At 55.7% G+C, this 24,911-nt stretch carries 25 protein-coding genes; 8 read left to right on the forward strand and 17 right to left on the reverse strand.

From position 1 onward, the window contains the following. The first annotated feature begins 559 nt into the window (after nt 1-559). Nucleotides 560-2,260 carry an Ig-like domain-containing protein gene (locus ACUN9X_RS06235; RefSeq protein WP_445472512.1) on the forward strand — a complete coding sequence of 567 codons (1,701 nt, stop codon included), beginning with the start codon at nt 560-562 and terminating at the stop codon, nt 2,258-2,260. A 296-nt stretch (nt 2,261-2,556) separates the two neighbouring features. On the opposite strand, the gene ACUN9X_RS06240 is transcribed toward ACUN9X_RS06235, so the two are convergent. Next, a complete protein-coding gene (locus tag ACUN9X_RS06240) occupies nt 2,557-4,200 on the reverse strand; it encodes an Ig-like domain-containing protein (RefSeq protein ID WP_445472513.1) in 1,644 nt (547 codons plus the stop codon). 324 nt (nt 4,201-4,524) lie between these two features. Here ACUN9X_RS06240 and ACUN9X_RS06245 point away from each other — a divergent pair, with 324 nt between their 5' ends. The 3 genes from ACUN9X_RS06245 (at nt 4,525) to ACUN9X_RS06255 (ending at nt 6,441) form a co-directional block, all read left to right on the forward strand. Next, nucleotides 4,525-5,103, forward strand: coding sequence for a hypothetical protein (locus tag ACUN9X_RS06245; protein WP_445472514.1), 579 nt, complete (start codon nt 4,525-4,527; stop codon nt 5,101-5,103). A 220-nt stretch (nt 5,104-5,323) separates the two neighbouring features. Further along, entirely contained in the window at nt 5,324-5,884 is a 561-nt protein-coding gene (locus ACUN9X_RS06250) for an HD domain-containing protein (RefSeq protein ID WP_445472515.1), read from the forward strand. A gap of 185 nt (nt 5,885-6,069) precedes the next feature. Beyond that, nucleotides 6,070-6,441, forward strand: a complete 372-nt coding sequence (locus ACUN9X_RS06255) for a YajD family HNH nuclease (RefSeq protein WP_445472516.1) — start codon at nt 6,070-6,072, stop codon at nt 6,439-6,441. Nucleotides 6,442-6,517: 76 nt separating this feature from the next. On the opposite strand, the gene ACUN9X_RS06260 is transcribed toward ACUN9X_RS06255, so the two are convergent. After that, a complete protein-coding gene (locus ACUN9X_RS06260; protein WP_445472517.1) occupies nt 6,518-6,694 on the reverse strand; it encodes a DUF1289 domain-containing protein in 177 nt (58 codons plus the stop codon). Beyond that, complete coding sequence (locus ACUN9X_RS06265) at nt 6,695-7,060, reverse strand: hypothetical protein (protein ID WP_445472518.1); 366 nt, start codon at nt 7,058-7,060, stop codon at nt 6,695-6,697. A 167-nt stretch (nt 7,061-7,227) separates the two neighbouring features. On the opposite strand from ACUN9X_RS06265, the gene ACUN9X_RS06270 reads away from it, so the two are divergent. Further along, nucleotides 7,228-7,392, forward strand: coding sequence for a hypothetical protein (locus ACUN9X_RS06270; protein ID WP_260036550.1), 165 nt, complete (start codon nt 7,228-7,230; stop codon nt 7,390-7,392). Between the two features lie 133 nt (nt 7,393-7,525). Here ACUN9X_RS06270 and ACUN9X_RS06275 read toward each other — a convergent pair whose 3' ends face one another. The 4 genes from ACUN9X_RS06275 to ACUN9X_RS06290 form a co-directional block, all read right to left on the reverse strand. Next, nucleotides 7,526-8,143: a TPM domain-containing protein gene (locus ACUN9X_RS06275; protein WP_445472519.1), complete on the reverse strand. Its 618-nt coding sequence runs from the start codon at nt 8,141-8,143 to the stop codon at nt 7,526-7,528. 54 nt (nt 8,144-8,197) lie between these two features. Next, nucleotides 8,198-8,965 (reverse strand): TPM domain-containing protein, encoded by a 768-nt coding sequence (locus ACUN9X_RS06280; RefSeq protein ID WP_445472520.1) that lies wholly within the window; start codon nt 8,963-8,965, stop codon nt 8,198-8,200. Beyond that, complete coding sequence (locus ACUN9X_RS06285) at nt 8,966-9,547, reverse strand: LemA family protein (protein ID WP_445473189.1); 582 nt, start codon at nt 9,545-9,547, stop codon at nt 8,966-8,968. Nucleotides 9,548-9,746: 199 nt separating this feature from the next. Beyond that, nucleotides 9,747-11,432, reverse strand: a complete 1,686-nt coding sequence (locus tag ACUN9X_RS06290; protein WP_260036545.1) for a methyl-accepting chemotaxis protein — start codon at nt 11,430-11,432, stop codon at nt 9,747-9,749. A 221-nt stretch (nt 11,433-11,653) separates the two neighbouring features. On the opposite strand from ACUN9X_RS06290, the gene ACUN9X_RS06295 reads away from it, so the two are divergent. Continuing rightward, on the forward strand, nt 11,654-12,052 hold the full coding sequence (locus tag ACUN9X_RS06295) for a GFA family protein (protein ID WP_445472521.1): 399 nt from the start codon (nt 11,654-11,656) through the stop codon (nt 12,050-12,052). A gap of 50 nt (nt 12,053-12,102) precedes the next feature. Here the strand turns inward: ACUN9X_RS06295 and ACUN9X_RS06300 are convergent, their stop codons facing one another. After that, complete coding sequence (locus ACUN9X_RS06300) at nt 12,103-13,176, reverse strand: Gfo/Idh/MocA family protein (protein ID WP_260036543.1); 1,074 nt, start codon at nt 13,174-13,176, stop codon at nt 12,103-12,105. 317 nt (nt 13,177-13,493) lie between these two features. Here ACUN9X_RS06300 and ACUN9X_RS06305 point away from each other — a divergent pair, with 317 nt between their 5' ends. Next, nucleotides 13,494-14,396, forward strand: coding sequence for a DUF4382 domain-containing protein (locus tag ACUN9X_RS06305; protein ID WP_260036542.1), 903 nt, complete (start codon nt 13,494-13,496; stop codon nt 14,394-14,396). Nucleotides 14,397-14,493: 97 nt separating this feature from the next. Here the strand turns inward: ACUN9X_RS06305 and ACUN9X_RS06310 are convergent, their stop codons facing one another. Together ACUN9X_RS06310 and ACUN9X_RS06315 are read right to left on the reverse strand one after the other, a co-directional pair. Next, a complete protein-coding gene (locus ACUN9X_RS06310) occupies nt 14,494-15,132 on the reverse strand; it encodes an SDR family oxidoreductase (protein WP_260036540.1) in 639 nt (212 codons plus the stop codon). A 229-nt stretch (nt 15,133-15,361) separates the two neighbouring features. Then, on the reverse strand, nt 15,362-16,180 hold the full coding sequence (locus ACUN9X_RS06315) for a DUF1206 domain-containing protein (protein ID WP_445472522.1): 819 nt from the start codon (nt 16,178-16,180) through the stop codon (nt 15,362-15,364). Between the two features lie 341 nt (nt 16,181-16,521). On the opposite strand from ACUN9X_RS06315, the gene ACUN9X_RS06320 reads away from it, so the two are divergent. Continuing rightward, complete coding sequence (locus ACUN9X_RS06320; protein ID WP_260036537.1) at nt 16,522-17,325, forward strand: hypothetical protein; 804 nt, start codon at nt 16,522-16,524, stop codon at nt 17,323-17,325. Nucleotides 17,326-17,362: 37 nt separating this feature from the next. Here ACUN9X_RS06320 and ACUN9X_RS06325 read toward each other — a convergent pair whose 3' ends face one another. The 7 genes from ACUN9X_RS06325 to ACUN9X_RS06355 form a co-directional block, all read right to left on the reverse strand. Next, entirely contained in the window at nt 17,363-18,106 is a 744-nt protein-coding gene (locus ACUN9X_RS06325) for a class I SAM-dependent DNA methyltransferase (RefSeq protein WP_260036535.1), read from the reverse strand. Nucleotides 18,107-18,282: 176 nt separating this feature from the next. Continuing rightward, nucleotides 18,283-19,908: an acyl-CoA synthetase gene (locus tag ACUN9X_RS06330; RefSeq protein WP_260036533.1), complete on the reverse strand. Its 1,626-nt coding sequence runs from the start codon at nt 19,906-19,908 to the stop codon at nt 18,283-18,285. A 137-nt stretch (nt 19,909-20,045) separates the two neighbouring features. Beyond that, nucleotides 20,046-21,002, reverse strand: coding sequence for a branched-chain amino acid ABC transporter permease (locus ACUN9X_RS06335; RefSeq protein ID WP_445473190.1), 957 nt, complete (start codon nt 21,000-21,002; stop codon nt 20,046-20,048). A gap of 41 nt (nt 21,003-21,043) precedes the next feature. Next, nucleotides 21,044-21,931, reverse strand: coding sequence for a branched-chain amino acid ABC transporter permease (locus tag ACUN9X_RS06340; RefSeq protein WP_260036529.1), 888 nt, complete (start codon nt 21,929-21,931; stop codon nt 21,044-21,046). A gap of 98 nt (nt 21,932-22,029) precedes the next feature. Then, a complete protein-coding gene (locus tag ACUN9X_RS06345) occupies nt 22,030-23,244 on the reverse strand; it encodes an ABC transporter substrate-binding protein (protein WP_445472523.1) in 1,215 nt (404 codons plus the stop codon). Between the two features lie 97 nt (nt 23,245-23,341). Further along, nucleotides 23,342-24,064 carry an ABC transporter ATP-binding protein gene (locus ACUN9X_RS06350; protein ID WP_445472524.1) on the reverse strand — a complete coding sequence of 241 codons (723 nt, stop codon included), beginning with the start codon at nt 24,062-24,064 and terminating at the stop codon, nt 23,342-23,344. Continuing rightward, on the reverse strand, nt 24,061-24,840 hold the full coding sequence (locus ACUN9X_RS06355) for an ABC transporter ATP-binding protein (RefSeq protein WP_445472525.1): 780 nt from the start codon (nt 24,838-24,840) through the stop codon (nt 24,061-24,063). The genes ACUN9X_RS06350 and ACUN9X_RS06355 overlap by 4 nt, the downstream gene beginning before the upstream one ends. Between the last annotated feature and the right edge of the window lie 71 nt (nt 24,841-24,911).

Genomic DNA, 24,911 nt, shown 5'->3' on the forward strand with positions numbered 1-24,911 from the left:
GATTTAAAGGCCTATCTTAAAGATTTAATGGTCGATAAGAGTTTCTTTTTGTTCGTTCCTTTACGCGTTCCGTTACGAAGTTATGATCCGGCGATATAACCAGCGTTGCTGTTACAATTCGCAATGTCCTGGCTTTCGCCTGCCATAGGACACCAAGTCTGGATTTATAAAAAGCGCCGCAGTTAAGAGTAACTGGGTCAGGTCTTGGTAATTAAAGGGGGGGATCGATTATTTTAATGGCGAATGCCTCACCCCGCCTGGACTTTTCTAGCAATTGTTCCGCGCATGACTGTGTGAAGGGATTGATGCAGTCATCTGATTATTTACCATATATTGCAATCAATATTTATTTTGATACACAACTACACCGAATTGTACGAGGTGAGCATCGTTTGATTAGGCTAATCTTCTGAGCGAAGTAAAAGACGCATATAGATTCTAATACGATTGAGTCGTACACAAATCAGAGTTCTTGCTGGCTTCCAAAGTGGAAGGCTTGGACGTCCCAATCTACTTCCTGCCTAGTTACGCTATTCAAATATAAAAAGGTGCTCTATCTATGTTTAATCCTGGGTGTCGCTTGGGAGTGTGCGCGGGTCTGGCGACCAGCTTTCTGATGCTGTCTGGTTGCGGGGGAGATGATTCATCGGCAAAAGCGGCCGATAGTCCCACTCCGAATGCGGCTACTTCGGATATGGTTGCTCCGACAGTGGACGCTGTGCAACCTGCTGATGGCACCGTTGATGTCGAGCGGAATGTCGGGATCCTTGCCCAATTCAGCGAGGATATGCTTGGCACAAGCATCGATGACAGCAGTGTGCGTTTGTCCCGCAATGGTAGCGTCATTCCCGCTACTGTAAATTTTGACGGTTCCAGTAATGCCGTTTCCCTGACTCCGGAGCGCCCCCTGGCTTTGCTGGGTCACTATCAGCTCACCCTTAGCGCGACCATCGCAGATCTGGTGGGTAATACGCTGGCTACTGACTATACAAGTTCGTTTACCGTGCGTGATGGTGCCTGGGCAGCCGCGTCGAAGACGATAGACAACGAAGCGGGCGGTAGCTGGCCTCAAATCGCTACAGGACCCGATGGCAGCGCGATTGCAGTATGGATTCAGGATGATGGAGGCGCCGATAGTGTATGGAGCAGTCGTTATACTCCTGGGAGCGGCTGGAGCCAGGCTGAAGCAATAGAAACAAGCAATACAGTGGAGGCGAATTACCCCCAGATAGCGATTGATTCTGACGGCAATGCCTTGGCGGTGTGGGAGCAAGCTGATAGCGGGGGGCACTCGGAAAGCATTGGGACTAATCGATACACTACAGGCGTTGGTTGGGGAGTGGCGCAAAGTATCGGTGCAGGTACTGCCCTGTTTGCTTCTGACCCTCAAATTGCGTTCGATACCGACGGCAATGCAATGGCGGTGTGGGCGGAGTTTGATGGCACTAGTACTGGTGTTCTGTCCAGCCGCTATATTGCGGGCTCCGGTTGGAACAGTGTGACCGAAGCGGTCGACACGAGTGGAACCGAAGATGCTCGCAGCCCTCAAATTGTCATGGACGCTAACGGCGATGTTCTGGCGGTTTGGGAACAGTATGACGGTACTCGCCACAATATTTGGTCTAACCGTTACACCGTAGGTACAGGCTGGGGCATGGCTGCGGAAAGGGTTGAGGCGAGTAGTACGGAAGATTCGCGCGAGCCTCGAATTGCCATAGATGCTGCTGGCAACGCCATCACGGTGTGGCAGCAGAATGACGGCTCACACTACAATATTCGATCCAGCCGGCACGTAAAAGGCAGTGGATGGAGTGCAGCGGAAAATATTGAGACTGGTAACGGGGCAGCTGAAAAACCCCAAATTGCCATGGACATTAACGGCAACGCTTTGGTGGTATGGGTGCAGTCCGATGGAACCCGCAGCTATATCTGGTCTAACCGCTACACGGCAAGCGTCGGTTGGGGCGTTGCGGAAACCATTGAGGCGAATAATGCCGGGAGTGCCCTTAGTCCTCAAATAGCCATAGATGCTGACGGCAATGCCCTGGCAGTGTGGCACCAGGGTCTAGGCGGCTACAGTATCTGGTCCAATCGTTACACCGTGGGCAACGGGTGGAAAGCGACGGCAGAAACCATAGAGACGAATGGCGGCTATGCCTCTAATTCTCAAATCGCGATTGATGCTGAGGGCAATGGGATCGCGGTGTGGAGCCAGTCTGACGGGCCGCTGGAAAGCATCGACGCAAATCGCTTTGAATAACGCCGGTTAGGGGGGCAATGGGGGCCGATCGATTTATTTGTAGTCGAGCGGCAATACCCCTAGCGGCGTTAACAAGTGCGAGCATTGATAAATACGGAATAACTGCAAGAGTGAGCCTTGTTGCCATCGGGCTTCGGTTCTTTACAGGAAGTTTGGTATGCAGGGTAAGAGAATGACCGCTACTGGGGATACATCCTGATGACCGACGGTCAGATTCAAGCCCCCATCGCCGGGGGCTTTGTCTTTCCAGGCTTTACCAAGTCACCTTCGCGCCTTTTTCAGAAACGGGCTTCGACTCAATCAAACCGATTGGTGTAGATGTTTCTATCGCCGCCAACGATCTGATCCCAGACCGCGATGGCATTCCCGTTGGCGTCCGTGGCGATCTGCGGGTTGGAGGCATCCCCAGAATCGTCAGTCTCGATCAATTCAGCCATGCCCCAGCCGCTGCCCGCTGCATAACGGTTGGCAACGATATTGTCGCGAGTGCCGTCACTTTGGTGCCACACGGCGATGGCGTTCCCGCTGGCGTCTATAGCGATCTGCGGGGTGGAGGCATTCCCAGCGTTGTCAGTCTCGATCAATTCAGCCGTGCCCCAGCCGCTGCCCGCTGTATAACGGTTGGCAACGATATTTTCGCGAGTGCCGTCATGTTGCTGCCAAACGGCAATAGCATTCCCGTTGGCGTCCGTGGCGATCTGCGGCCTGGAGGCATCCCCAGCATTGTCAGTCTCGATCAATTCAGCCGTGCCCCAGCCGCTGCCCGCTGTATAACGGTTGGCAACCATATTCTCGCGAGTGCCGTCATGCTGCTGCCAAACGGCAATAGCATTTCCATTGGCGTCCGCGGCGATCTGCGGCCTGGCGGCATTCCCGGCATTGTCAGTCTCGATCAATTCAGCCGTGCCCCAGCCGCTGCCCGCCTCATAACGGTTGGCAACGATATTGGAGCGAGTGCCGTCATATTGCTGCCAAACGGCAATAGCGTTCCCATTGGCGTCTATGACGATCTGCGGGTTGTAGGCAGGCCCAGTATTGTCAGTCTCGATCAATTCAGCCGTGCCCCAGCCGCTGCCCGCTGCATAACGGTTGGCAACGATATTGTTGCGAGTGCCGTCATGTTGCTGCCAAACGGCAATAGCGTTCCCGTTGGCCTCCATGGCAATCTGCGGGCCGAAGACATTCCCAGCATTGTCAGTCTCGATCAATTCAGCCGTGCCCCAGCCGCTGCCCGCTGCATAACGGTTGGCAACGATATTGGTGCGAGTGCCGTCCTGTTGGTACCACACGGCAATGGCGTTCCCGTTGGCGTCCGTGGCGATCTGCGGGCCGTAGGCAGACCCGGCATTGTCAGTCTCGATCAATTCAGCCGTGCCCCAGCCGCTGGCCGCTGCATAACGGTTGGCAACGATATTGTTGTGAGTGCCGTCACTTTGGTGCCACACGGCGATGGCGTTCCCGCTGGCGTCCATAGCGATCTGCGGGGTGGAAGCATTCCCGGCATTGTCAGTCTCGATCAACTCAGCCGTGCCCCAACGACCATCCCGGGTCGTAAAGCTCCAGTCATAATCAGCGGTCAGCCCATTGGCTACCAGGTCGGTCATGCCCGTGCCCAATGAAGCCGTCACTTCCGTCAGCAGCGGCAGGTCACTGTCGGGTGTAAACGTGGCGACATTGGTATCGCCATTAAAGGTGACGGCACCGGTCACCGTGTTGCTGGCAGTCACAGTGAAAGTCGTGTCATTGACACTGGTACCCAGCATGTCTTCATTGAAACTGGCGGTCAGTTCCACATCTCGCTGCACATCAGACATGCCAGCCGCGGGGGTGACCGATGACACTTCCGGTGGCGTTGTATCAGAGGAATCACCACAACCAGAGAGCAGGCTTGCGCTGCCAAAGAGGGCGAAAACAATCAGTGGTCGCTTCATCCTTAACATGAACTTTCTCCGACTCTGGGCGTTGATTATAGTTGAATCGAACTATAGTCTCGGGCTACACAAAAAACCAACGTTCATAATGAAAACGATGGCAACGTTTTGTTAAGGCCGCACTACTCAACATTGGCGACTGCTTCCCAGGGTCAGGTCTTGCGTTTTGCTATTGAAACTCATGTGAGTAATTTCTGTGGATGTTTATAATCCAGAGTACCTTCGCCAAGCACTGCGAGGTAGTAAATTAAAGGGGGTATATCGATTTATTTTTAACCAAACTCATTGGTTTTAAATCGATCTGCTCCCCCCCTTTTAACGAGAAAAGGACATATGCGAGTTCCATTTATTTACTCTCTCAGTTTTATTCTACTCGTTCTTCCTGCAGCCCTCTTTGCAGCAGAGAGTCTCGACAAACGCTTATTTGCCGAGCTGCGAACGATCAATGAGTTGAGGAGCAAGCTGGTTTCTGCCGATGGTGAGTTTATTGGAGAGCTGGAGAGAGAGCGTTGCCTGAAAGCATCGTCTCCAGGAGCCGCCCCGATGAGCCAAGCCTGCAAAGAACAGTCGTTGCGGCATTTAAAAGCCTTGGATGAAAACAATCGAAAATCAGAAGGCTATGTTAGAAAAATGGTCGAAGGCTGGGCCAGGGTTTACGGAATGTTGCGCGTGGCACACATGCAATGTGGTCTTAACAGCATGAATTTCGAGGCTGTGCCGGCGTCGCTGAGAGCGCAAGCTGCCGTAATCATGAAGGATTCAGATGCTCTCGTCCTAGAGTACATTGAGGCATCTGAGAGCGCATTAAAGGAAGATCTTGATGCACTTGATTGTGATGCGATTCAGTCGTTCACTGCCACGGTTCAACAGATAATAATCGCGGCGCAGCGTGCAACGGAGAAAATGCGCTAACCAGTGCATGTACGGCGGCGTTTAGTACATTGCGTCGTCGGCTCCATTCCATGAAAACTCGGGGTCAGGTCTCGTGTTTTGCTATTGCTCTATTGTCTTGAAGACCCGCCTGCATTTAGTGTGAAGCAAAAGGCCTGACCTGAACCCTGCACTTCCCCATAAGGGCCTTTCTACGAGCGCTCAAAGTGAACTAATGCCTACAGTCACCCAAGGTTCGGCTATGGACAAGCAACTAGCATTTCTTCAAGAGATCGATAAGCTCAAAAGTGTGGTGCGGAAATCTCCGCTTATTGATCAGTCCCGCAGAGAAAATTCAGCCGAGCATTCGTGGCATCTGGCCATGTATGCGCTAATCCTCGCCGATTCATCAAACCAGGCAATCGATATCAACCGTGTGATTCGCATGCTTCTGATCCACGATATTGTAGAAATCGATGCCGGTGACCACCCCCTACATGACGCTGCGGATAATGGACAGCAGGAAGTACTGGAACAGCAGGCGGCACAGCGGCTATTTGGGCTGCTTCCAGAGAACCAGGGTAGAGAGTTAATAGAGCTTTGGCGTGAGTTCGAAGCGGGCACCAGCGATGATGCCGCATTCGCTAAAGCACTCGATCGGTTTCAGCCTTTGATCCATAACGTCGCAACCGGCGGGGGCACCTGGTTGGAAGCCAATGTTACGGAAGCTCAGGTGAACGAGCGCTATGGGCGGACGATCAATAAAGGGTCTGCCAGCTTATGGGCTAAAGCAAAAAAGCTGGTGGAGAATCACTTTAGATAGGTCCTTCAACGTGATATCAGACTTGGATAGGTCGCATGCATCAATATAAATCGAAGAAGATCGATTTCAAGGCGAGCTTCCTTGATGTTGTCGGTACGCTGGTATATCTGTCGTTAAACACGCTGCCGATGTGAACGCTAAGCGCCGCCCCTGAGTTTTTTATTCGCCCATTGAGGTCATTCACCATGAGTCAGAGCGCCGGCAACCCAAGCAAACTGGATAAACTGCTGGCTGAGCAGCGTGAGTATATTGCCAAGCGCGAAGGCGGCTACCGGGAGCGGGCGCTGAAGATGTACCCCTGGGTGTGCGGCCGCTGCGCCCGTGAATTTACCCGCGCCAATGTGCGGGAACTGACGGTGCACCATGTTGATCACGACCACGACAACAACCCGGCCGATGGCAGTAACTGGGAGCTATTGTGCGTGTACTGTCACGATGAAGAACATACCAAGTTTGAGGATTTCGTCCGGTACGGTGGGAGTTCCGGGAAAAGAAGGGAAGCGGCGACCCATAACCCGTTTGCCGGTCTTCGAGAGGCGCTTGAGAAGAAGAAATGAACGCCTGCCCCATTGGCGGCATGGTTGGCAATAAACGTATTTTCAGGGGGCGGTAGATGAACCCGTGCCCCTCACGTCAATTCGACGTGCTTTTCTTCAACCGCTGATCCGCCAGTTTCATCGCTTTCATTCTCTCGGGCCGCTTCATGGACTTCCAGTGGCGTATTTCTTCGACGCTGCGGCCGCAGCCGGTGCACATGCCGCTTTTAAGCTGGCAGATAGACACGCAGGGACTTTCGATTTTCTTGGCCATTCAATGCTTCACTGATTTCTGGCGCAGCCGGGCGTCCCAGTCGCCTGCGTGGGTGCGCTGGCAGGCTTCTTCGCTATCAAGATCGACATGGCGCGAGAGGCTGTCGACATTGACACCTGCATCGGCGAAGGCCTGCGCGGTAAGGTCGTCGATCTCCTGTCGGGCACCGCTTTTGAGCGCGGTGGTGAGGTTGGCGTTGGTGTCGAACACCCAAGTCACCACCAGGCTTTCGGGAAAGCGCTGGTAGTCGACGGTGTGCGTCAGCCAGGTGAAGCCTGTCAGCATGGGCTTGGCTTCTTCACAAGCCTGGGTGAGCGAGGCAATCAGTTTTCGCTCCATCTTGCCGCGTTCGCGCTTGGCAATCATGCACTCTCCTAAGAGCTTCTGGTTCAGTCTGTTGGTGGTTCTGCAAATACCGGATCAGGCCCTGCGGTTTGCCGTTGCGCAAGCAAAAGCCAAATCCGGGCACCAAAGGTGTATATTAGAGGTTCTCAAGTGGGTCGAATAAGCCAAAATTTAACTGGAAAACTACAATGATCAAAAAAACCACAAAAGATTCAATCACTACCGCCATGATCGAAGAACAGACGGCTGCTTTTCTGAAGGCCGGCGGCACGGTTGAATACGTCGTCAAAGGCACAAGCGGACAGGTCACCCCTACAGGTTCCAAGCAAATTGACCTGAAAAGCGGTCGATAAGCCTGACCGGGAATGCCGGGGTCAGGCCGTGCTTTCTGCCCCGGGCCTTTAAAAAACCTGACTGCAAAACGCAAGACCTTCCCTTTAGCCGTTCCCTGGCTCCCATGCTGTCTGGAGCGCAACTCCCCATCTTTTAATCCAGTATCACCAGATGATTGGGTAGCTCATTCTTCTGGCGAGTGGCGGGCACCTTGGCTTTGAGGTGTGTGCCGCAGGCTTCGATGCAAGTGAGGAAGCCTTTTAGAGTCTCGCCCTGTTTCACCTGTTCGGTGAAGGTCGCAATGATGGCTTCCCAGGCGTCGTTGTTGATCTGGCTGGAAATGCCCTGATCCACCAGAATCTCGACGTAACGCTCTGCCTCCGAAACGAAGATCAGCATGCCGGTGGCGCCTGCCGTATGGTGCAGGTTCTGCTCAAGAAACTGGCGACGGGCAAGGTTGGAAGCCCGCCAGTAACGCACTGAACGTGGGATCAGGCGTACATTGATACCCGGTATCCGGAACACCAGCGCGAGCACGATAAACGTGCCCCACTGGCTGAGCATCAGGGCGTCCGCCCCCAGGCAGCCGGTGAAGTAATTGATGATGCCGGGCACCAGAAGCGCAAGTAGCCCGGCCCAGAGTAGCGGGATATAGGCGTAGTTGTCGGACTGGGCGGTCAGCACGGTCACCATTTCAGCGTCGGTTTCACGCTCCACTGCATGGATGGCGGCTGCGACCTGTTCCTGTTCCTGCTTGTTCAATAATGTCATGGGTTATCGCTTTGTGATGGATTGAAGGCTGCGTTGACTGTGAAGACGGTGTTGTTACCAGCCACCGGAAGCACCTCCGCCGCCGAAGCCGCCGCCCCCGCCGCCAAAGCCACCACCACCGAAGCCGCCTCCGCCACCACGGCCGCCCATGCTGGCACCGAGTAAGGCTCCACCCAGCAGTGCTGCGCCACCGCGTCCGCCGCGCCCGCGGCCACCACCAATGAAGTAAATCACGGCCATCATGATGATAAATAGCAGCGATGCCAGCGAGACGTTCGGCTTTTCCCGGCCGCCGCTGGCAGCTCGGCTCGGCGCGGCCAGTGGCTCGCCTCCCAGCACTTTCACCATCGCAGCGGCGCCGTTGGCAATGCCTTGCTCAAACTGACCCTGCTTGAATGCAGGGGTGATGATCCGGTTGATAATAGTGGCCGAGGCCGCATCGGTCAGGCGCCCCTCCAGGCCATAGCCCACTTCAATCCTGATCTTGCGTTCCTGTTTGGCAACGAGGAGCAGAGCGCCGTTGTCTTCGCCTTTCTGGCCGATGTCCCAATGCCGTCCCAGTTGATAGCCGTAGTCTTCTATGGCGTAGCCCTGCAGGTCGGGCAGCGTGACCACCACGACCTGCTCCGTCGTGCTCTGCTCGTGTGCCTGAAGCATCTGGGTGAGCTGGGTTTCGGTGGCGGGGCTCAGCATATCGGCCTTGTCCACCACGCGGCCGCTCAGCTCCGGGAATTCCGGGGTTGATTGGGCCAGCACTGCTGACACGGGTAATACGATCAGGGCGAACAGTCCCGCAAGGGTGTAGCGCAGAGGAAATGCCATTTAAAACTCCACCTTGGGCGCTTCATCCGCGTTTTCGGTGGTGGCTTCGAAGTTTTCACGCGGCTCCATTTCGCTATAGAGCATGCTGTGCCAGATTTTGCCAGGGAAGGTGCGGATTTCGGTGTTGTAGCGTTCCACCGCCTGAATAAAATCGCGCCGCGCCACGGAGATCCGGTTCTCGGTGCCTTCGAGCTGCGATTGAAGTGCGAGGAAGTTCTGGTTGGACTTCAGGTCCGGGTAGCGCTCGGATACCACCATTAAACGGCTCAATGCGCTGCTGAGCTCGCCCTGCGCCTGCTGGAATTGCTGGAGCTTCTTGGGGTCGTTGAGAATGCTGTCATCCACCTGAATGGACGTTGCCTTGGAACGTGCCTCGATAACGGCGGTCAGGGTCTCTTTTTCCTGTTTGGCAAAGCCTTTGACTGTTTCCACCAGATTAGGCACCAGATCCGCACGGCGCTGATACTGGTTCTCGACCTGCGCCCAGGCGGACTTCACCTTTTCATCATAGGTGGGGATGTTGTTAATGCCGCACCCGCTCAAGAGAAACGCCATCATGAGCAACACGGTCAGCTGTCGCATCGAACGCAGGTGGGTGGAAGTTGGCAGTGTTTGCATAGTGTCGGGATTCCCTGAAGTTGGACGAGCCACTTGGGCCACGAATGAGAGAAAGGGTCTCACATTCAGCGAACTCACAACAGTCAGGGATACCAATGGAGGCGAGACGATCGCATCGCCGGCGGGTGTTCGGCGCCGGCGTTCTTCTCCATTACCGCTTGCGTCACACCTTGAACTGACTCACCAACGTCCGCAGGTGCTCGCCCAGTCGCGCCAGTTCGTGGCTGGCGTCGTTGGTTTGAGTCACGCCCGCATCGCTGTGTTGAGCCGCTTCCACGATGCGCACGACGTTCTGGTTGATCTCTTCGGCAACCTGACTTTGCTGCTCGGCAGCCGTCGCGATCTGGGTGACCTGATCGTGGATATGCTCCACCGAACGTTCGATTGTGCTGAGTGTCGATGTGGCGTGATCAATGCGCTCCACGGTGCTGTCAGACAGGGTTTGTGATGCGTTCATGCGCTCTACCGCGCTGCGGGACTCGCCGATAAAGCCATCAATCATCTCCCGGATCTGACCCGCCGATTCACCGCTGCGGCGCGCGAGCTGGCGCACCTCGTCGGCTACAACAGCAAAGCCCCGGCCGTGCTCACCGGCACGTGCCGCCTCGATTGCCGCGTTAAGCGCAAGCAGGTTGGTTTGATCGGTGACGTCATGGATGACATCCAGAACCGACTGGATGTTGTTGCTGCGCGCCGCGAGTGCCTCGATAGACTCCGCTGTCTGCTGGATATTGGCGGAAAGTTCACTGACGGATTGTTGTGACGCCGCAATGGTTTGCCCGCCTTCTTTCGCCAGCCGATCCGCATCGGAGCCGGCTGACTGCACTTCATTGGCGTTCCGGGAAATCTGGTGAATCGTGGCGGCCATCTCCTGAATGGCGGAGGCAATCTGGTCGGTTTCAGACCCCTGCGCCTGAACAGACTGACGGGTTTCTTCTGCGACGCGGCTCAGTTCTTCAGCAGCCGATGCCACCTGATGGGTGGTGTCGCCCACATCACGAATAGTGTTCTGGATCTTGCTTACGAAAGCATTGAATCGGCGACCCAGCTGGGAAAGCTCATCTTTACCGTCATCCGGCAAGCGCTGAGTCAGGTCGCCTTCACCGTCTGCGATTTCCTGCATTGTGAGGGTCACGCGCTGGATCGGAGCCGTCACACTGCGACCGATAAACAGACCGAAGCCGATGGCCACTGCGACGATCACCAGTGTGACAAGCAGGATGCTGCTCAACGCTTCTTTGATGTTCTGTTGGATTTTCGCTTCGGCCGCTGCCACGGTTTTGTCGACATTGGCGACGTACACGCCGGTGCCGATAACCCAGTTCCATTTATCCAGAACCAGTGAGTAGGAAATTTTGGGTTCGACCTGGTTCGTCGCCGGATTCTTTCGCTCGTAGGCATAGAAACCACCGCCGTTACGGCCGGCATCAAACAATGCTCTCAGCAAGGCCTTGGTCGAGGCGTTGCTGTCTTTAACATAGCCTTCGGCCGAGGGCTTGGGGCGAAACGCGAGGTTAAACGAGTCTTCTGTGTAAGCAAAAATGTAGTTCTTGTCGCCAAAGCCAATAGAGCGGAGTGTGTCTCTTACCCGAAGTTTGGCTTCTTCGACAGGGATTGTTGTGTCGTTATAGTCTTTGTCGATAGCGGTACGTGCGGCTTCGACAAGATGTTTGAGCCCGGATTCATGCGTTTCAAGCAAGGTGGCGCGCAGCCGCTGGGTTTCCGCGACACCATTTGCACTGAGTTGATGGGCGGTGACCCAGGCTATAACACAGGCTGTTAGCAGAACAGGCACAAGTATGGCGATAAGCAGTCGCGAACGAATACGCAGGCGCTCAAGGAACATCATGGCAGAACTCCGATAGGAAGCTATAAGTAAGGCAGTGTTCGGAGTATCCGGTTATCCAGACGCTTTTCCATTCCATTTTGTAACAGATGGTTTCGCTAGGCGGTTTTATATTCTGTTATATCTAGTCGGTGGGTGGTTTCAGCTTTTGACTCTATCGGCTACTTGGGCTGCAATATCCGTTTCAGCAGCCTGAAAGCTTAAACTCACAAGGAGGTGTACCAATGAAACATACCGGCAGCTGCCTTTGCGGCGGTGTTCAATACGAGATCAATGGCCCGCTTACTGACGTTCTGAACTGTCACTGTTCGATGTGTCGGAAGTTGCACGCTTCTGCCTTCAGAACCCGAGCCAAAGTGAACGTTTCAGACTGGGAGACGATGCAAGGTCAGGCATTGATTCGGTTCTACGAATCGTCCCCGGGAGAGCACAAGGGTTTTTGCTCAAACTGCGGTTCCAGCCTTTACACAAAATTCGATTCAAACCCGGAGGTCTATGGTTTTCCGCTGGGAACACTCGATACCGATCCGGGTGTGAGAGCAGAGCGCCATGTTTTTGTGAACAGCAAAGCGCCCTGGTATGAGATTACGGATGATTTGCCTCAGCAGGCGGAATACGACTGACCGCAAAAGGCAGCCTGCGCTAGCAAATCATCCAGCCAGCGAATGAGCGTTCAGTTACGGGAAGGCCCCGGCGAAACCACCTGCCCAAGCTCGGATGAACGCTTTGCTGCCGCTACAATTTCCAGCCCGGCAACGGCATCCGCAGGGTCAACCGGGCCGGTGGTGCCTTTTTGGATAGCCGCTCCTATCGCTTCGTAGAAGTCGATATAGGCCCCTGATTCGAGGGCAACCGGCTGTTTATCGTCACCGGCTACCTGCACGCCGTCTTCCCCTTTAATAGCCTTCAGCCAGTCAGGCTTGTCCGGTCGATTGCCGCTGCGCAACGCCGCTTCCTGACCGTCCAGCGAATGGCTGACAAATGCGGCTTTGCTCCCCAGCGCTCTTATGCGAGGGCCGCTGTGGGCTGCGACGCTGCTCATCCAGAGTTGCGATCGCACGCCGTTGCGATGGGTGAGGGCGATGAACGAGTCATCGTCCACTTCCGCGTTGGGGTAGCGCTGATCCAGCTCGGCATAGACGTGCTCCACCGGGCCGAACAATACCAGCGCCTGATCAATCAGATGGGCGCCGAGATCGTATAGCACGCCGCCTGCGTCTTCCGTTCCGCCGGATTGGCGCCAGCCGGGTTTGGGCTCGGGGCGCCAGCGTTCGAATCGCGATTCAAACCGTCTGATCTCACCCAACTCACCTGATGTTATGAGCCGTTGGAGCGTCAGGAAATCGCCGTCCCAACGGCGGTTCTGGAATACGCTGAGCATAACGCCGCTGCGCTTTGATTCGGCGATCAGCTCGCGCCCGTCTTCAGCTGACGCACACAGGGGCTTGTCGACAACAACAGGCAGCCCGGCCTTCATTGCGGCCATTGCCAAGGGTTTGTGAGAGCTGTTGGGCGATGCGATGACAATCAGGTCCAGCGCACTGGCGTTTTGCCAGAGCTCATCCGGGCTGGCGTGGATTCTGGCATCAGGATATTGCTGCTTTGCCTGAGCCGCCCGCTCCGGGTTGGACGTGACAATTGCTGCAAGCGTGAGGGTAGAGGCGGCATCAATGAGGGGGGCATGAAAACTGGAACCGGCCAGGCCGAAACCAATCAAGCCGACTTTCAGTTCGCGAACGTCAGACATGCGGGCTTTCCTTGAAAGTATCAGAACCCTGCCCGAACCGGCAGGTTAGGGCATCGGATTAAATGTGTGAGCACTAAAGACAAAAAATACAGTAAAGGGCTATTCCTTGCATGTGTTCCGGAGCGGCCTGCTACTTTGGTTTGGGCTGTCGATGCTTTGGGCAGGCCGTGTATGTGCCTGGTTACTGAGTCCGCTATCAGTCGAGCGAATTAACTAGAGGTAATTAGCCCGTAAGGGGGTCCGTAATGCGCACTCATGTACTCTTTGTGTACTGAAGTTTGGAGTTGTCGCCAAAGTGCCAATGGAGAAGACCAACAATGAAAAATACCGCAAAGTATATGAGTATCGCTGCGCTTACCGCTGCCCTTGCGGCATGTGGAGGAGGGGATAGCAACGACGGTAGCAGTGCTGAAACCGGCACCCTGTCGATGGGCCTCACGGATGCGCCAGTCGACAGCGTCAAGGAGGTCAATATCACGATTACCGGCATTGAAGCGAAACCCGCTGGCGGTGACCGGATTCGTTTCGATTTTGAGAAACCCATCTCTCTGAACTTGTTGGACCTCCAGAACGGTGCTGTTGCACAACTGCTGGCGGATGAGGAAGTGCCGGCAGGCGAATACAACTGGGCGCGCTTGCAGCTAGGCGATCAGAGCACCTTCACGGTGATTGCTGATGATGGAGGCACCTACACTCTGAGAGTGCCCTCGGGCGACCAGACCGGGCTTAAGACATCAAAATTTAACGTGCCCGCAGGAGGTGCAGCGGCATTCACTATTGATTTCGATGTTCGAAAATCATTGGTAAAACCCAATGGTGGACCAACCGATTACATGCTCAAGCCAGTGCTCAGGTTGGTTGAAAACGACAACGTCGGTACGATTCAGGGCGCTGTCGACAGCACAGTCGTGGCGAGCGAATGCAGCGACGCTACCAATTATGCCGGCGCCGTTTACATCTTCGAGGGTGCTGCAGCCGTTCCTGATGATTTGGGAAGCGCAAACGAGCCGATGATGGTTGCACCTGTTGATACGCATACCGGTAACTACGATTACACTGCGGCATTTGTAACAGCGGGGGAATACACCGTGAGTTATACCTGCGATATGGACAGCGTTGAAGATGCCGATGAGAACCCGGTTGATGAAGACCTTTCGTTCTATGGCACTCAGAGTGCGACTGTTGAAGCCGGTGAGATCACCGTCTCCAATTTCAACTGATTCACGCACCATTAAAAAAGGCAGACTTCGGTCTGCCTTTTTGTTTTGAATTGCCATCGTTTTTGCACTTTGTGCATAGCAGGTGCAACGGACGAGTTTACAAGTTGCCGAGTGCGTCTTTGACACGCTTCTCGCCAGATAGCACGTCGAACACCTGATTCTCTGTGTTCGTAGCGTCCAGCACTTCGAGCAACACTTCCGCCACGTCTTCACGTGGGATATCACCGGAGCGGTCCAGTTTTTCGCTCACTTCCACCTGGCCGTTGCCCGGATCTTCCGTCAGTGGGCCGGGGCGGACGATGGTATAGGTCAGTCCGCTTTCCCGCAGATGGTTGTCGGCGTTGAGTTTGGCCTGAAGGTAGTGGCGGATTTTCTCGGGTGCTTTTTCAGGTGTCTCCGCGCGCATGCTGCTGACGAGAACAAAGCGTTTAACGCCCATCTTTTTGGCGGTATCGATCAGGCGGATGGCGCCGTTCTGATCAATATCAATGGTTTTGTCAGGCCCGGTGTGTGGGCCTGACCCCGCAGTGAATATCACTGCGTCGCAATCCTTCATGGCGTCACTGCAGTCTTTTTCCAGATCCCCCACAACGGTTTCAGTTGCACCGAGTGCTTGCAGGGCTGGCGCCTGCTCAGGATCGCGTACCATTGCGCGGGCTTCGTGCTTACTGTCCGCCATTTTCCGGATGAGGTGCTGGCCGATCTTACCGTTTGCGCCTGCGATCAAAATACGCATCTGTGCTTCTCCTGATTCGTTGCGGGTGTCTTATTCACCTGCGGTCATTCTTGTCGATTTCAAGAAAGCAGGCGTGTTCCGGCATGCCTTGTCAATTTCAGCGAGCGAGCTGAAAGGGCGCTGAGGCCGCTGGCAGCGGGATGCAGGAGACAGACAACGTACCAGGCAGTTGTGTGAACGTTTTGTCAGAACAGCTGACAACCTGGGGCCTGGGCGTTGATTGATCGGCTCAGGAGTCCGGATTGACTCGCCGGTAAACGGATTCCAGCAGGCTGTAAATGCCGAATGCGAACAGGCCGGTAGCAACAAAACCCAGCAGCCAGGGGCCGAAGGGCTGATTGCGAAGCGTGTCGAACACCTCGGCAAGGCCTCCGGCTTCGTTCGGATTGACGCTGTAGGCCGCGATGATGAAAAACGCGCCAATGAACAGAAAGATGACGCCGCGAGTGGCGAGACCAAAGCGGCAGATGGGATAGGTCCAGCGTTGCATGGTGGAGGACATGTCGAGGTGGCGATCAAACGACATCTTCCAGCCTTTGGCGGCATGTGCGAGCCCGACGGCAATCAGGATCACGCCCAGAGCCCCCACCAGCCAAGGCCCGTATGGCTGTTTCATCAGCCAATGGGCAACCCCCTGGGAGCCGCCCTCCGATCCTCCGGATGATCCGCCAAAGGCGAAGATCAGCCTGACGACAAAGCTCGCCAACATCAGGTGGATACCGGCGCTGACCAGCAAACTGGCACGGACTGTGATGCCCTTGGTGTCGGTGCCATGGTGGTCCGTGTCTTTGATGGCCTGAATACAGCGCCACATGGCGTAGCCCACCAGGCCGATCGCCATGGCGCCCAACCAGACCTGGCCCAGCGGCGCTGACAGCACACTCTCCAGTGCGCCACGACTATCAGTGGCCTCGCCGCCCTCGCCAAGGGCCGCCAGCGCTGCCAGCCCGCCCACCAGAACATAAACGAGCCCCCGCGCTGCGTAACCGGCACGGGCAAAGAGGGCAATAATATCGCCCTGATCGGGGCGTGAAAGTGAGTTCGCCATAGGGTGTTCTCCGGAGCTGGTCGGGAGCCGGCACCTGCAGTGTGTCAGGTGTGGTAGTCCATTCTTTTGAACAGCGTGCCAGCAGTCCGCCATGGAATGACAGTACTTCCTGAATTATTTGCATTGTGGCGCTCGGGATTCGCTAGCTTTAAAGTTAGAACGCGATCTCAATACTGGCACTATTTGCGCATCCGAGCGACGTGGGGAACGCCTCAGCGTGGACGTGAAACTTTTGTTAGCTCTGCGCACATCTCCTCTGGTCGATGCACAATAGACGGACAACAATCCGGTTTTTGACGATAGGGAATTCGTTTATGCCAGTTTTTCGTTCAACAACAAGAATGCTCCTTCCCCTTTTTTTCGTACTCTTCCTGGCGGCCTGCGGCGCTGAGGAAAATGAAGCCACCGAAAATACCGAAACCTCCGAAACTACCGATATCAGCGATGCCAAGGCTGATCTGAAAGCTGCCTGCGAAGCGTTGCCCAGTCTTTGCAAGTCAGAGCCGAAACCCGGATTTGCCAAGTTTAAAGTGGGGGCAGCCGACGCGGTGCACTGGACGGGTAAGGCGAACTGCCGTCAGATTGATTTCCGAACAGGTAAGCAGTCAGACAACGGCCTGACCAAAGTGCTGGGAGAAATCAAATCCCTGTGCGACGACGATGTGGTGCATTTTGAGTTCGTGTACCGAACGCACAAGAATGGGCTTGGGAAAGGGAACTGGACCAGCGCCTTTCGCCCCCTGAGTGTCGCTGCCGCCAAGCGCCTTCTCGATTCCTGCACATCAGCCTCCAGCCCTAAGCCTTCTGCGGTCATGAATAGTTGGTGGAAGGCAAACAATACGTACGCCGAAAACCTCCTGCTTGATTATATTGCGCCCACAGTCTTCGCAACGAAGCTGCTGCCGTTCAGTGATGATGGCTTTGAGAGCCTTGGGGAAGAAACAATCGACGGCATTAAAACCGTCAAGTTCCGCAATGAATCTGCAACGGTCTGGATGCTGGCTGAGAACGGGAAGAATCGCCCGCATCGGGTCATTGATGCCGATGGCAATACCGACACTTACTTTACCGAGTGGGATGAGCCGTTTAACGCGGATATTCCGGAAGACATGCGCTCACTGAGCGATATCTGCGAACTTCAGTAAGCCTTTGCGGGCCCCATCAGTGAAGCTGGCGGGGCCGTTAATGCTTGATGCAGACGACTATGGCGTTTCCTGACATCTTTTCCAGGGGAATGATCTTTTCGTAGTCGTGTTCAAATACGTGCACCTCAAAATAAGGCGCCAGGAGGCCTTTCAGTTCGTCAAAGCTGACAGCCACCATGGGGTGTTCGTCATGCCAGCAGTGCGTGCCCTGTGATGTCGTTTTTTCAATGCTGAGTTTGAGTGACTGCTTTGAACCCTTGCCGCTGTAATGCCAGCTCGACGTAAACGTGAGCAGGCTATCGTCGTGTCTGGCAGCGTGCCTTACGAACAATGCATTGTTGATTCTGGTTTTATCCACGGCGTTAAAACAAAAAAGACCGCCGGGTTTTAAAGCCCGATGTACGCTTTCGATGCAGCCCCTGAGCTTTTCGATCCCGTCGCTGTAGTGAATCGAATACAGGAAACAGGTGATCAGATCCAAAGGTTCCAGCACCTCGAAGTCACACATGTCCTGCAAGCGGAAGTGGGCCTCCGGGCATCGTTGAGTGGCCTGATCCAGCATGGGTTGATTGATGTCGAGTCCACTGCTGCTGTAACCGGCATCGATAAAGTGACGAATGTGGGGGCCAGTCCCGCAGGCCAGGTCAAGATGGGCCTTGCCGCCATTGCCGAAAATCTGATGCAGGCGCCTGACGCCGTGACTTTGTGCGGGATAGTCGATATCGGCACACATCAGGTCGTAGTAACCGGACAAGTCGGTATAAAGCGCGTTGGTCGCCATGGTTGTCTATTTATCTTGCGGGGGAGGGCATAGTAGCCACAAAGCGGTCGCCGGAGAACGGGGAATATGTCTTTTTTTGTTCAAGTAACCGGGTTTGGGAAGGCGTCTGACGGGCAGGCATTCTGCCACGCCCATCAGATGAAAATTAGCGGCCACGAGTGGGCCGCTGCGTTACGTTACAGCTCGGTTGCCTGATCCCGCAGCACAAACTTCTGTATTTTGCCGGTCGAGGTTTTGGGCAGGTCGCAGAACACAATGGTTTTGGGAGCTTTGAACTTGGCCATGTTCTCCCGACAGAAACTGATGATGTCGGCTTCGGTAGTCTCGGGGGCATCCGGCTTGAGGGTGACGAAGGCACAGGGAGTTTCGCCCCATTTTTCGTCCGGGCGTGCGACTACGGCCGCTTCCAGAATGGCGGGGTGGCGGTAGAGCACGCCTTCCACTTCGATGGTGGAGATGTTCTCTCCGCCCGAGATAATGATGTCCTTCAGTCGGTCCTTGATCTCGGCATAGCCGTCAGGATGCCAGACCGCCAGATCGCCGGTGTGGAACCAGCCGCCCCGAAAGGCTTCGGCCGTGGCTTTGGGGTTTTTCAGGTAGCCTTTCATTACCGTGTTGCCGCGCAGGAAGATCTCGCCGATTGTTTTGCCATCTTGCGGCACGGCTTCCATGGTTTCAGGATCACCCACCATCATGCCGGCGAGGGTGTGGTAGCGTACACCCTGGCGGGCCTTGATGGCCGCGCGCTCTTCGACCGGCAGCTTGTCCCATTCTGATTTCCACGCACACACGGTGACGGGGCCGTAGACTTCGGTCAGGCCATACACGTGGGTGACGTAGATCCCCATTTGTTCGATGGCTTCAATTACCTTGGCTGGCGGCGCGGCGCCGGCTGTCATGGCGCGCACAGGATTCTTGATGCCCGCCTTGGCCGCTGCCGAAGCGCCCAGAAGGGTGTTCAGCACGATAGGTGCGCCGCACATGTGGGTCACATCATGGTCGTGAATCAGTTGCAGGATTTTTTCCGGCTCGACTTTGCGCAGGCAGACGTGGGTGCCGGCGAAGGCGGTGATGGTCCAGGGGAAGCACCAGCCGTTGCAGTGGAACATCGGCAGCGTCCAGAGGTACACCGGGTGCTGGCCCATGGACCAGACGGCCTGGTTCCCCAGAGCATTCTCATAGGCACCGCGATGATGGTACACCACGCCTTTGGGGTTGCCGGTAGTACCCGAGGTGTAGCACAGGGAAATGGCTTGCCATTCGTCTTCGGGTAACTGCCAGCTAAATTCCGCATCGCCTTCGTTCAGGAAGGCTTCGTAATCCAGCTCGCTGACGGCGTTGTCGCTGCCAAGTTCCGGATCATTCACGTCGATGACCAGCGGCGGATTCTTGATCAGCGCCAACGCCTTGCTCATGACGTCGCAGAACTCCCGGTCGACGATCAGCACCTTGGCTTCGCCGTGCTCCAGCATAAAGGCGATGGCTTCGGCGTCCAGCCGGGTGTTCAGGGCATTCAATACAGCGCCGAGCATCGGCACCCCGAAATGGCATTCCAGCATTTCCGGAATATTGGGTAGCATTGCGGCAACCGTATCGCCTTTGCCAACCCCGCGTTTATCGAGCGCTGAGGCCAGGCGGCGGCAGCGCTGGTAGGTTTCCTGCCAGGTGCGGCGAACGTTGCCGTGAATGACTGCAGGATAATCCGGATAAACACTGGCGGTGCGGGCAATAAAATCAATCGGGGACAGCGGAGCGTGATTGGCATCGACGGGCTCAAGCCCGTCGTCAAAGATCGAAGTCATGGTGGCCTCCTGTTGGCGTTGTTGTCATTGGGCACAGGTCTGACTCTGACAGTACCGCTTGCCGCTCAGCACGCCAAGTCCACTAATGTCGAACAACTGCAGCCGACGCCTACATGTGCGCCGGCTGCAGTGGCGGCTTACCCCAGATTCTTGCGCATAAACTTCTGAACTTCACCCACGATCCCGCTGCGGAAGGCGATCACGGTCAGGATGAAGATAGCGCCGAGGATGGCGTCTACCCAGTCTCCAAGCGGGCCTTGCGAAAGCTGGTATTCCAGATTGACCACGAAGGCTGCGCCGATCACCGGGCCCAGCAGGGTGCCGGTGCCGCCGAGCAGGGTCATCAGGATGACCTCGCCAGAGGTATGCCATTGAGCATCGCCCAGAGATGCAAGCTGGAAGACCACCGTTTTAACTGAACCCGCAAGGCCCGCCAAACCGGCAGACATTACAAAGGCCAGCAATTTGTACAGGTTGACGTTGTAGCCCAGAGATACGGTACGGGCCTCGTTCTGTTTAATGGCCTTCAGCACCTGACCAAAGGGCGAGCCGACAATACGCTGCACCAGCAAATAACCACCGAGGAACACCGCCAGCACGAAATAGTACATGGCAAGGTTGTTACTCAGGTCGATGAAGCCGAACAGGTAGCCACGGGGTACGCCGTGCAGGCCGTCTTCGCCGCCGGTGAATTCCGATTGCACAAAGAAGAAGAACACCAACTGAGCCAACGCCAGGGTGATCATCGCGAAATAAATGCCCTGACGGCGAATGGCGACCACAGCAAAGCAAAAGCCCAGCACGGTGGCAGCAGCGGTGCCCGCCAGAATACCCATTTCGGTGCTCAGACCGGGGTAGGTCGAGAGCAGATAACCGGTGGTGTACGCCCCGCTGGCAAGGAAGGCGGCGTGACCAAATGACAGCAACCCGGTAAAGCCGAGCAGCAGGTTAAAGGCCACCGCAAACAGGGCGAAGCACAGGATTTTCATCAGGAACACGGGGTACAGAACTGCCGGGGCAGCCAGCAGCAGCACCAGCAGTACCAGGTTCAGGAGCTGCTTTTTGCGTTGCTCCGCCTTTTGTTGCTGGAGCATGGTTTTCTGGATGTCGGCATGACTGATTGGCTCGCTCATGATTACGCCTCCTTACCGAACAAGCCCGAGGGGCGAATTAACAGAACGATCACCATCACCAGGAAGATGACAGCGGATGATGCCTGGGGATAGAAGGTTTTGGTGAGGCCTTCGATAATGCCCATCAGGATGCCGGTAATAATGGCGCCCGAAATAGAGCCCATGCCGCCAATAACCACCACCGCAAACACCACGATCAAAATATGCGATCCCATTACCGGCGTGACTGAATAGATCGGCGCTGCCAGCACGCCGGCGAATGCTGCCAGCATGACGCCAAAGCCGTAGGTCAGGCTGATCAGCAAGGGCACGTTGATGCCGAAACCCTGCATCAGTTGGGCGTCTTCGGTGCCGGCCCGAAGATAGGAGCCGAGCTTGGTTTTCTCAATCATGAACCAGGTGCCGAAGCATACGAGCAGCGCCATCACGATAACCCAGGCGCGGTAATAGGGCAGGAACATAAAGCCCAGGTTCATGCCGCCCTTGAACACATCGGGCATGGAGTACCGCAATCCGGATACCCCGTAGATGTTGGTGAGAATGCCTTGAATCATCAGCGCCACGCCAAAGGTCAGCAGCAGGCTGTAGATATGGTCCTGGCCGCCAATCCGGCGTAGCAGGAAGTATTCGATGAGCACCCCGAGTGCACCAACCATAATCGGCGCCACAAACAGGGCCACCCAATAGTTGACGCCGAGGTTATCGAACAGAACGACTGTTGCCATCGCGCCCAGCATGTACATGGCGCCATGGGCGAAATTGATGATCTTCAACAGACCGAAAATAACCGCCAGCCCCAGGCTCAAAAGGGCGTAGAAAGCGCCGTTAATAACCCCGAGCAGTAGCTGTCCAGACAGCACTGTGACGGGAACTCCCAGAATCTCGGACATGGTAAAAACTCCAAAAGCAGCGCAGACAGTTCAACTGGTTTGCGACTCTGCGGTTTCCGAAGGGCGCCCACATCATGGGCGCCCGGTCGGTCAGGTCATTAGTTGCCAGTAACGAGTGGGCACTTGCTTTCGGACAGCGGACGGAACGCTTCTTCAGCCGGGATGGTGCGGACGATCTTGTACAGGTCCCATGCATCCTTCGATTCAGCCGGTGTTTTAACCTGCGCCAGGTACATGTCGTGCACCATGCGGCCGTCTTCACGGATGCGACCATTGGTGGCGAACATGTCGTTGATGGGCGTATCCATCATCTGCTTGCGCACGGTTTGGGCTTCGTCTGAATCGGTTGCTTCGATCGCTTTCAGATACTGGATGGTGCTGGAGTAGATGCCAGCATGAACCATGGTTGGACGCACACCGGTTTTCTCAAGGAAACGATCAGACCAGGCCCGTGTTTCGTCGTTCATGTCCCAGTACCAGCCGGTGGTCAGCTGAATGCCTTGTGCTGCATCGACACCCAGGGCGTGCACATCTGTGAGGAACAACAGTAGCGCAGCGAGGGTTTGGCCGGACTGGGTCAGACCGAACTCACCAGCGGTATTGATTGCGTTAGTGGTATCGGCACCGGCGTTGGCCAGCGCGACAACATCAGCACCCGAGCCTTGCGCCTGAAGGATAAACGATGAGAAATCAGGCGTTGGGAAGGGGTGGCGCAGTGTCTGGACAACCTTGCCGCCGTTCTCTTCCACCACTTTGGTGACATCCGCTTCCAGGGAGTGACCAAACGCGTAGTCAGCGGTCAGGATGAACCAGGACTTGCCGCCTTCTTTCACAATGGCGCTGGCGGTGCCGTTGGCGAGGGGATAGGTGTCATACACATAGTGAATGTGATTGGGGGTACAGTGTTCGTTGGTGATGCTGGAGGCTGCAGAACCGGAGACAATCCCCAGCTTGCCTTTCTCTTCAAGAATGTCGCTCACGGCAATGGAGACCGAGGAGGCGACCAGGCCCGCCACCATATCGACATCTTCGTTTTCAACCCAGCGGCGTACGGTGCTGGAAGAGACGTCGGGGCTGTTACGGTCATCGCTGCTGACGACTTCGATCTTGGCGCCTTTCACTTTGCCGCCAAAATCCGCCACCGCCATTTCCAGAGCGGCCAGGCCATTGGGGCCGGCCAGATCGCGGTAAGTGCCGGACATATCCGCCAGATAACCGATCTTGACGGTATTGTTTGAAATTTCGGCCTGTGCGCCGGCCACCATCAGGGTTGATGCAATCGCTGAGGTCAGAAGCTTCTTCATAATTGTCATTGTTTTAACTCCGCTACTGTCATTGCGTTAGGTGTTTTTGATTGTTGTTAGATCGTGCTTACTGGGCATCCGGTTCTGCGCGCGAAATGCCGGAACGCTAAACGCCCAGGTAGTCATTCAGCAACGATTGCTTGGCTTCAAGTTCATCGGCGCTGATCTCCTCCGCAATCTGGCCGTGTTCCATCACGTAATGACGGTCAGCCAGCGGCGCGGCGAAATGAAAATTCTGTTCGACCAGTACAATAGTCAGGCCTTTTTCCTTCAGTTTGAGCAGGACCTCCCCCAGCTTTTCCACGATCACCGGGGCCAGGCCCTCGGTGATCTCGTCGAGCAACAGCATGTTGGCGCCCGTGCGCAGGATGCGGGCCATGGCCAGCATCTGCTGTTCGCCACCGGAGAGCTTGGTGCCCTGGCTGAAGCGGCGTTCGTACAGGTTGGGGAACATGCTGTAGATTTCCTCCAGCCCCATGCCACCGCTGCGCACCACGGGTGGCAGGGTCAGGTTTTCCTGCACGTTGAGCTCCGAAAAAATCCCCCGGTGTTCGGGGCAATAGCCCACGCCCAACCGGGCAATGTGGTGTGGCGCGCAGGCCATGGTTTCCTCACCATTGATCATGATGGAGCCGGTACGGCGGCCTACCATGTTCATGATGGCTTTGAGCGTTGTGCTGCGCCCGGCGCCATTGCGCCCCAGCAGGGTGACCAGTTCGCCCCGGTTGACCACCAGATCAATGCCGTGAAGGATGTGGGATTCGCCATAAAAAGCGTGCAACCCGGAAACCCGAAGCTGTTCATACTCCTTTGGTGCCGCCTGAGTCATTCGGAGGTCTCCTGCTTGGCACTGGTCGAGGTGCTGCCCATGTAGACTTCCCGTACCTGCGGGTCGTTGGACACTTCCTGATAGTCACCCTCGGTCAGCACAGCGCCACGGGCAAGCACGGTAATGCGGTCACAGAGTTTGCTGACGACCCCAAGGTTGTGTTCCACCATCAGCACGGTGCGACCCTGAGCCGCTTTGCGAACCAGTTCGACGACCCGCTCCACGTCCTCACCGCCCATGCCCTGGGTTGGCTCATCGAGCAGTAGAAGTTCGGGTTCCATCGCGAGTGTCGTGGCCAGTTCCAATGCACGCTTGCGGCCATAAGCCAGTTCGACGGTGGTGGTGTTGGCAAATTCGGTCAGGCCGACCTGATCCAGCAATGCCATACAGCGTTCGTTCAGCGCGTTCAGGCTGTTACCGGATTTCCAGAAGTGAAAGGAGTGTCCTTCAAAACTTTGCAGCGCGACGCGAATGTTCTCGAGCGCGGTCATGTGGGGGAACACCGCCGAAATCTGGAACGAACGCACCACGCCCTGACGCGCAATGGCAGCGGATTTCATGGAGGTGATGTCCTTACCCTTGAACAGGATCTTGCCCCGGGTAGGGATCAGGAATTTGGTAAGCAGATTGAAGACGGTGGTCTTGCCCGCGCCGTTGGGGCCGATAAGGGCGTGGATATGGCCTTTCTGAACCTTCAGGTTCACGTCGTCGACCGCCACAAAGCCCTTGAACTCTTTGACTAGCCCCTGAGTCTCCAGCACAAACTGTTCACTCATGTGTTATCTACCTTTTGTTATTGTTGTAGATCTCAACTATCGTGCACTCAGACTAGATTGACGTTTACGTG

The organism is Marinobacter sp. V032 (assembly GCF_052645435.1).

Coding starts and splice junctions, on each gene's coding strand:
- ACUN9X_RS06305 (WP_260036542.1), top strand. CDS start 13,494: ATGAAAAATACCGCAAAGTATATGAGTATCGCTGCGCTTACCGCTGCC.
- ACUN9X_RS06245 (WP_445472514.1), top strand. CDS start 4,525: ATGCGAGTTCCATTTATTTACTCTCTCAGTTTTATTCTACTCGTTCTT.
- ACUN9X_RS06235 (WP_445472512.1), top strand. CDS start 560: ATGTTTAATCCTGGGTGTCGCTTGGGAGTGTGCGCGGGTCTGGCGACC.
- ACUN9X_RS06330 (WP_260036533.1), bottom strand. CDS start 19,908: ATGACTTCGATCTTTGACGACGGGCTTGAGCCCGTCGATGCCAATCAC.
- ACUN9X_RS06350 (WP_445472524.1), bottom strand. CDS start 24,064: ATGACTCAGGCGGCACCAAAGGAGTATGAACAGCTTCGGGTTTCCGGG.
- ACUN9X_RS06250 (WP_445472515.1), top strand. CDS start 5,324: ATGGACAAGCAACTAGCATTTCTTCAAGAGATCGATAAGCTCAAAAGT.
- ACUN9X_RS06280 (WP_445472520.1), bottom strand. CDS start 8,965: ATGGCATTTCCTCTGCGCTACACCCTTGCGGGACTGTTCGCCCTGATC.
- ACUN9X_RS06275 (WP_445472519.1), bottom strand. CDS start 8,143: ATGACATTATTGAACAAGCAGGAACAGGAACAGGTCGCAGCCGCCATC.
- ACUN9X_RS06320 (WP_260036537.1), top strand. CDS start 16,522: ATGCTCCTTCCCCTTTTTTTCGTACTCTTCCTGGCGGCCTGCGGCGCT.
- ACUN9X_RS06255 (WP_445472516.1), top strand. CDS start 6,070: ATGAGTCAGAGCGCCGGCAACCCAAGCAAACTGGATAAACTGCTGGCT.
- ACUN9X_RS06240 (WP_445472513.1), bottom strand. CDS start 4,200: ATGTTAAGGATGAAGCGACCACTGATTGTTTTCGCCCTCTTTGGCAGC.
- ACUN9X_RS06265 (WP_445472518.1), bottom strand. CDS start 7,060: ATGATTGCCAAGCGCGAACGCGGCAAGATGGAGCGAAAACTGATTGCC.
- ACUN9X_RS06355 (WP_445472525.1), bottom strand. CDS start 24,840: ATGAGTGAACAGTTTGTGCTGGAGACTCAGGGGCTAGTCAAAGAGTTC.
- ACUN9X_RS06325 (WP_260036535.1), bottom strand. CDS start 18,106: ATGGCGACCAACGCGCTTTATACCGACTTGTCCGGTTACTACGACCTG.
- ACUN9X_RS06310 (WP_260036540.1), bottom strand. CDS start 15,132: ATGCGTATTTTGATCGCAGGCGCAAACGGTAAGATCGGCCAGCACCTC.
- ACUN9X_RS06335 (WP_445473190.1), bottom strand. CDS start 21,002: ATGCTCCAGCAACAAAAGGCGGAGCAACGCAAAAAGCAGCTCCTGAAC.
- ACUN9X_RS06290 (WP_260036545.1), bottom strand. CDS start 11,432: ATGATGTTCCTTGAGCGCCTGCGTATTCGTTCGCGACTGCTTATCGCC.
- ACUN9X_RS06340 (WP_260036529.1), bottom strand. CDS start 21,931: ATGTCCGAGATTCTGGGAGTTCCCGTCACAGTGCTGTCTGGACAGCTA.
- ACUN9X_RS06315 (WP_445472522.1), bottom strand. CDS start 16,180: ATGGCGAACTCACTTTCACGCCCCGATCAGGGCGATATTATTGCCCTC.
- ACUN9X_RS06285 (WP_445473189.1), bottom strand. CDS start 9,547: ATGCGACAGCTGACCGTGTTGCTCATGATGGCGTTTCTCTTGAGCGGG.
- ACUN9X_RS06295 (WP_445472521.1), top strand. CDS start 11,654: ATGAAACATACCGGCAGCTGCCTTTGCGGCGGTGTTCAATACGAGATC.
- ACUN9X_RS06270 (WP_260036550.1), top strand. CDS start 7,228: ATGATCAAAAAAACCACAAAAGATTCAATCACTACCGCCATGATCGAA.
- ACUN9X_RS06345 (WP_445472523.1), bottom strand. CDS start 23,244: ATGACAATTATGAAGAAGCTTCTGACCTCAGCGATTGCATCAACCCTG.
- ACUN9X_RS06260 (WP_445472517.1), bottom strand. CDS start 6,694: ATGGCCAAGAAAATCGAAAGTCCCTGCGTGTCTATCTGCCAGCTTAAA.
- ACUN9X_RS06300 (WP_260036543.1), bottom strand. CDS start 13,176: ATGTCTGACGTTCGCGAACTGAAAGTCGGCTTGATTGGTTTCGGCCTG.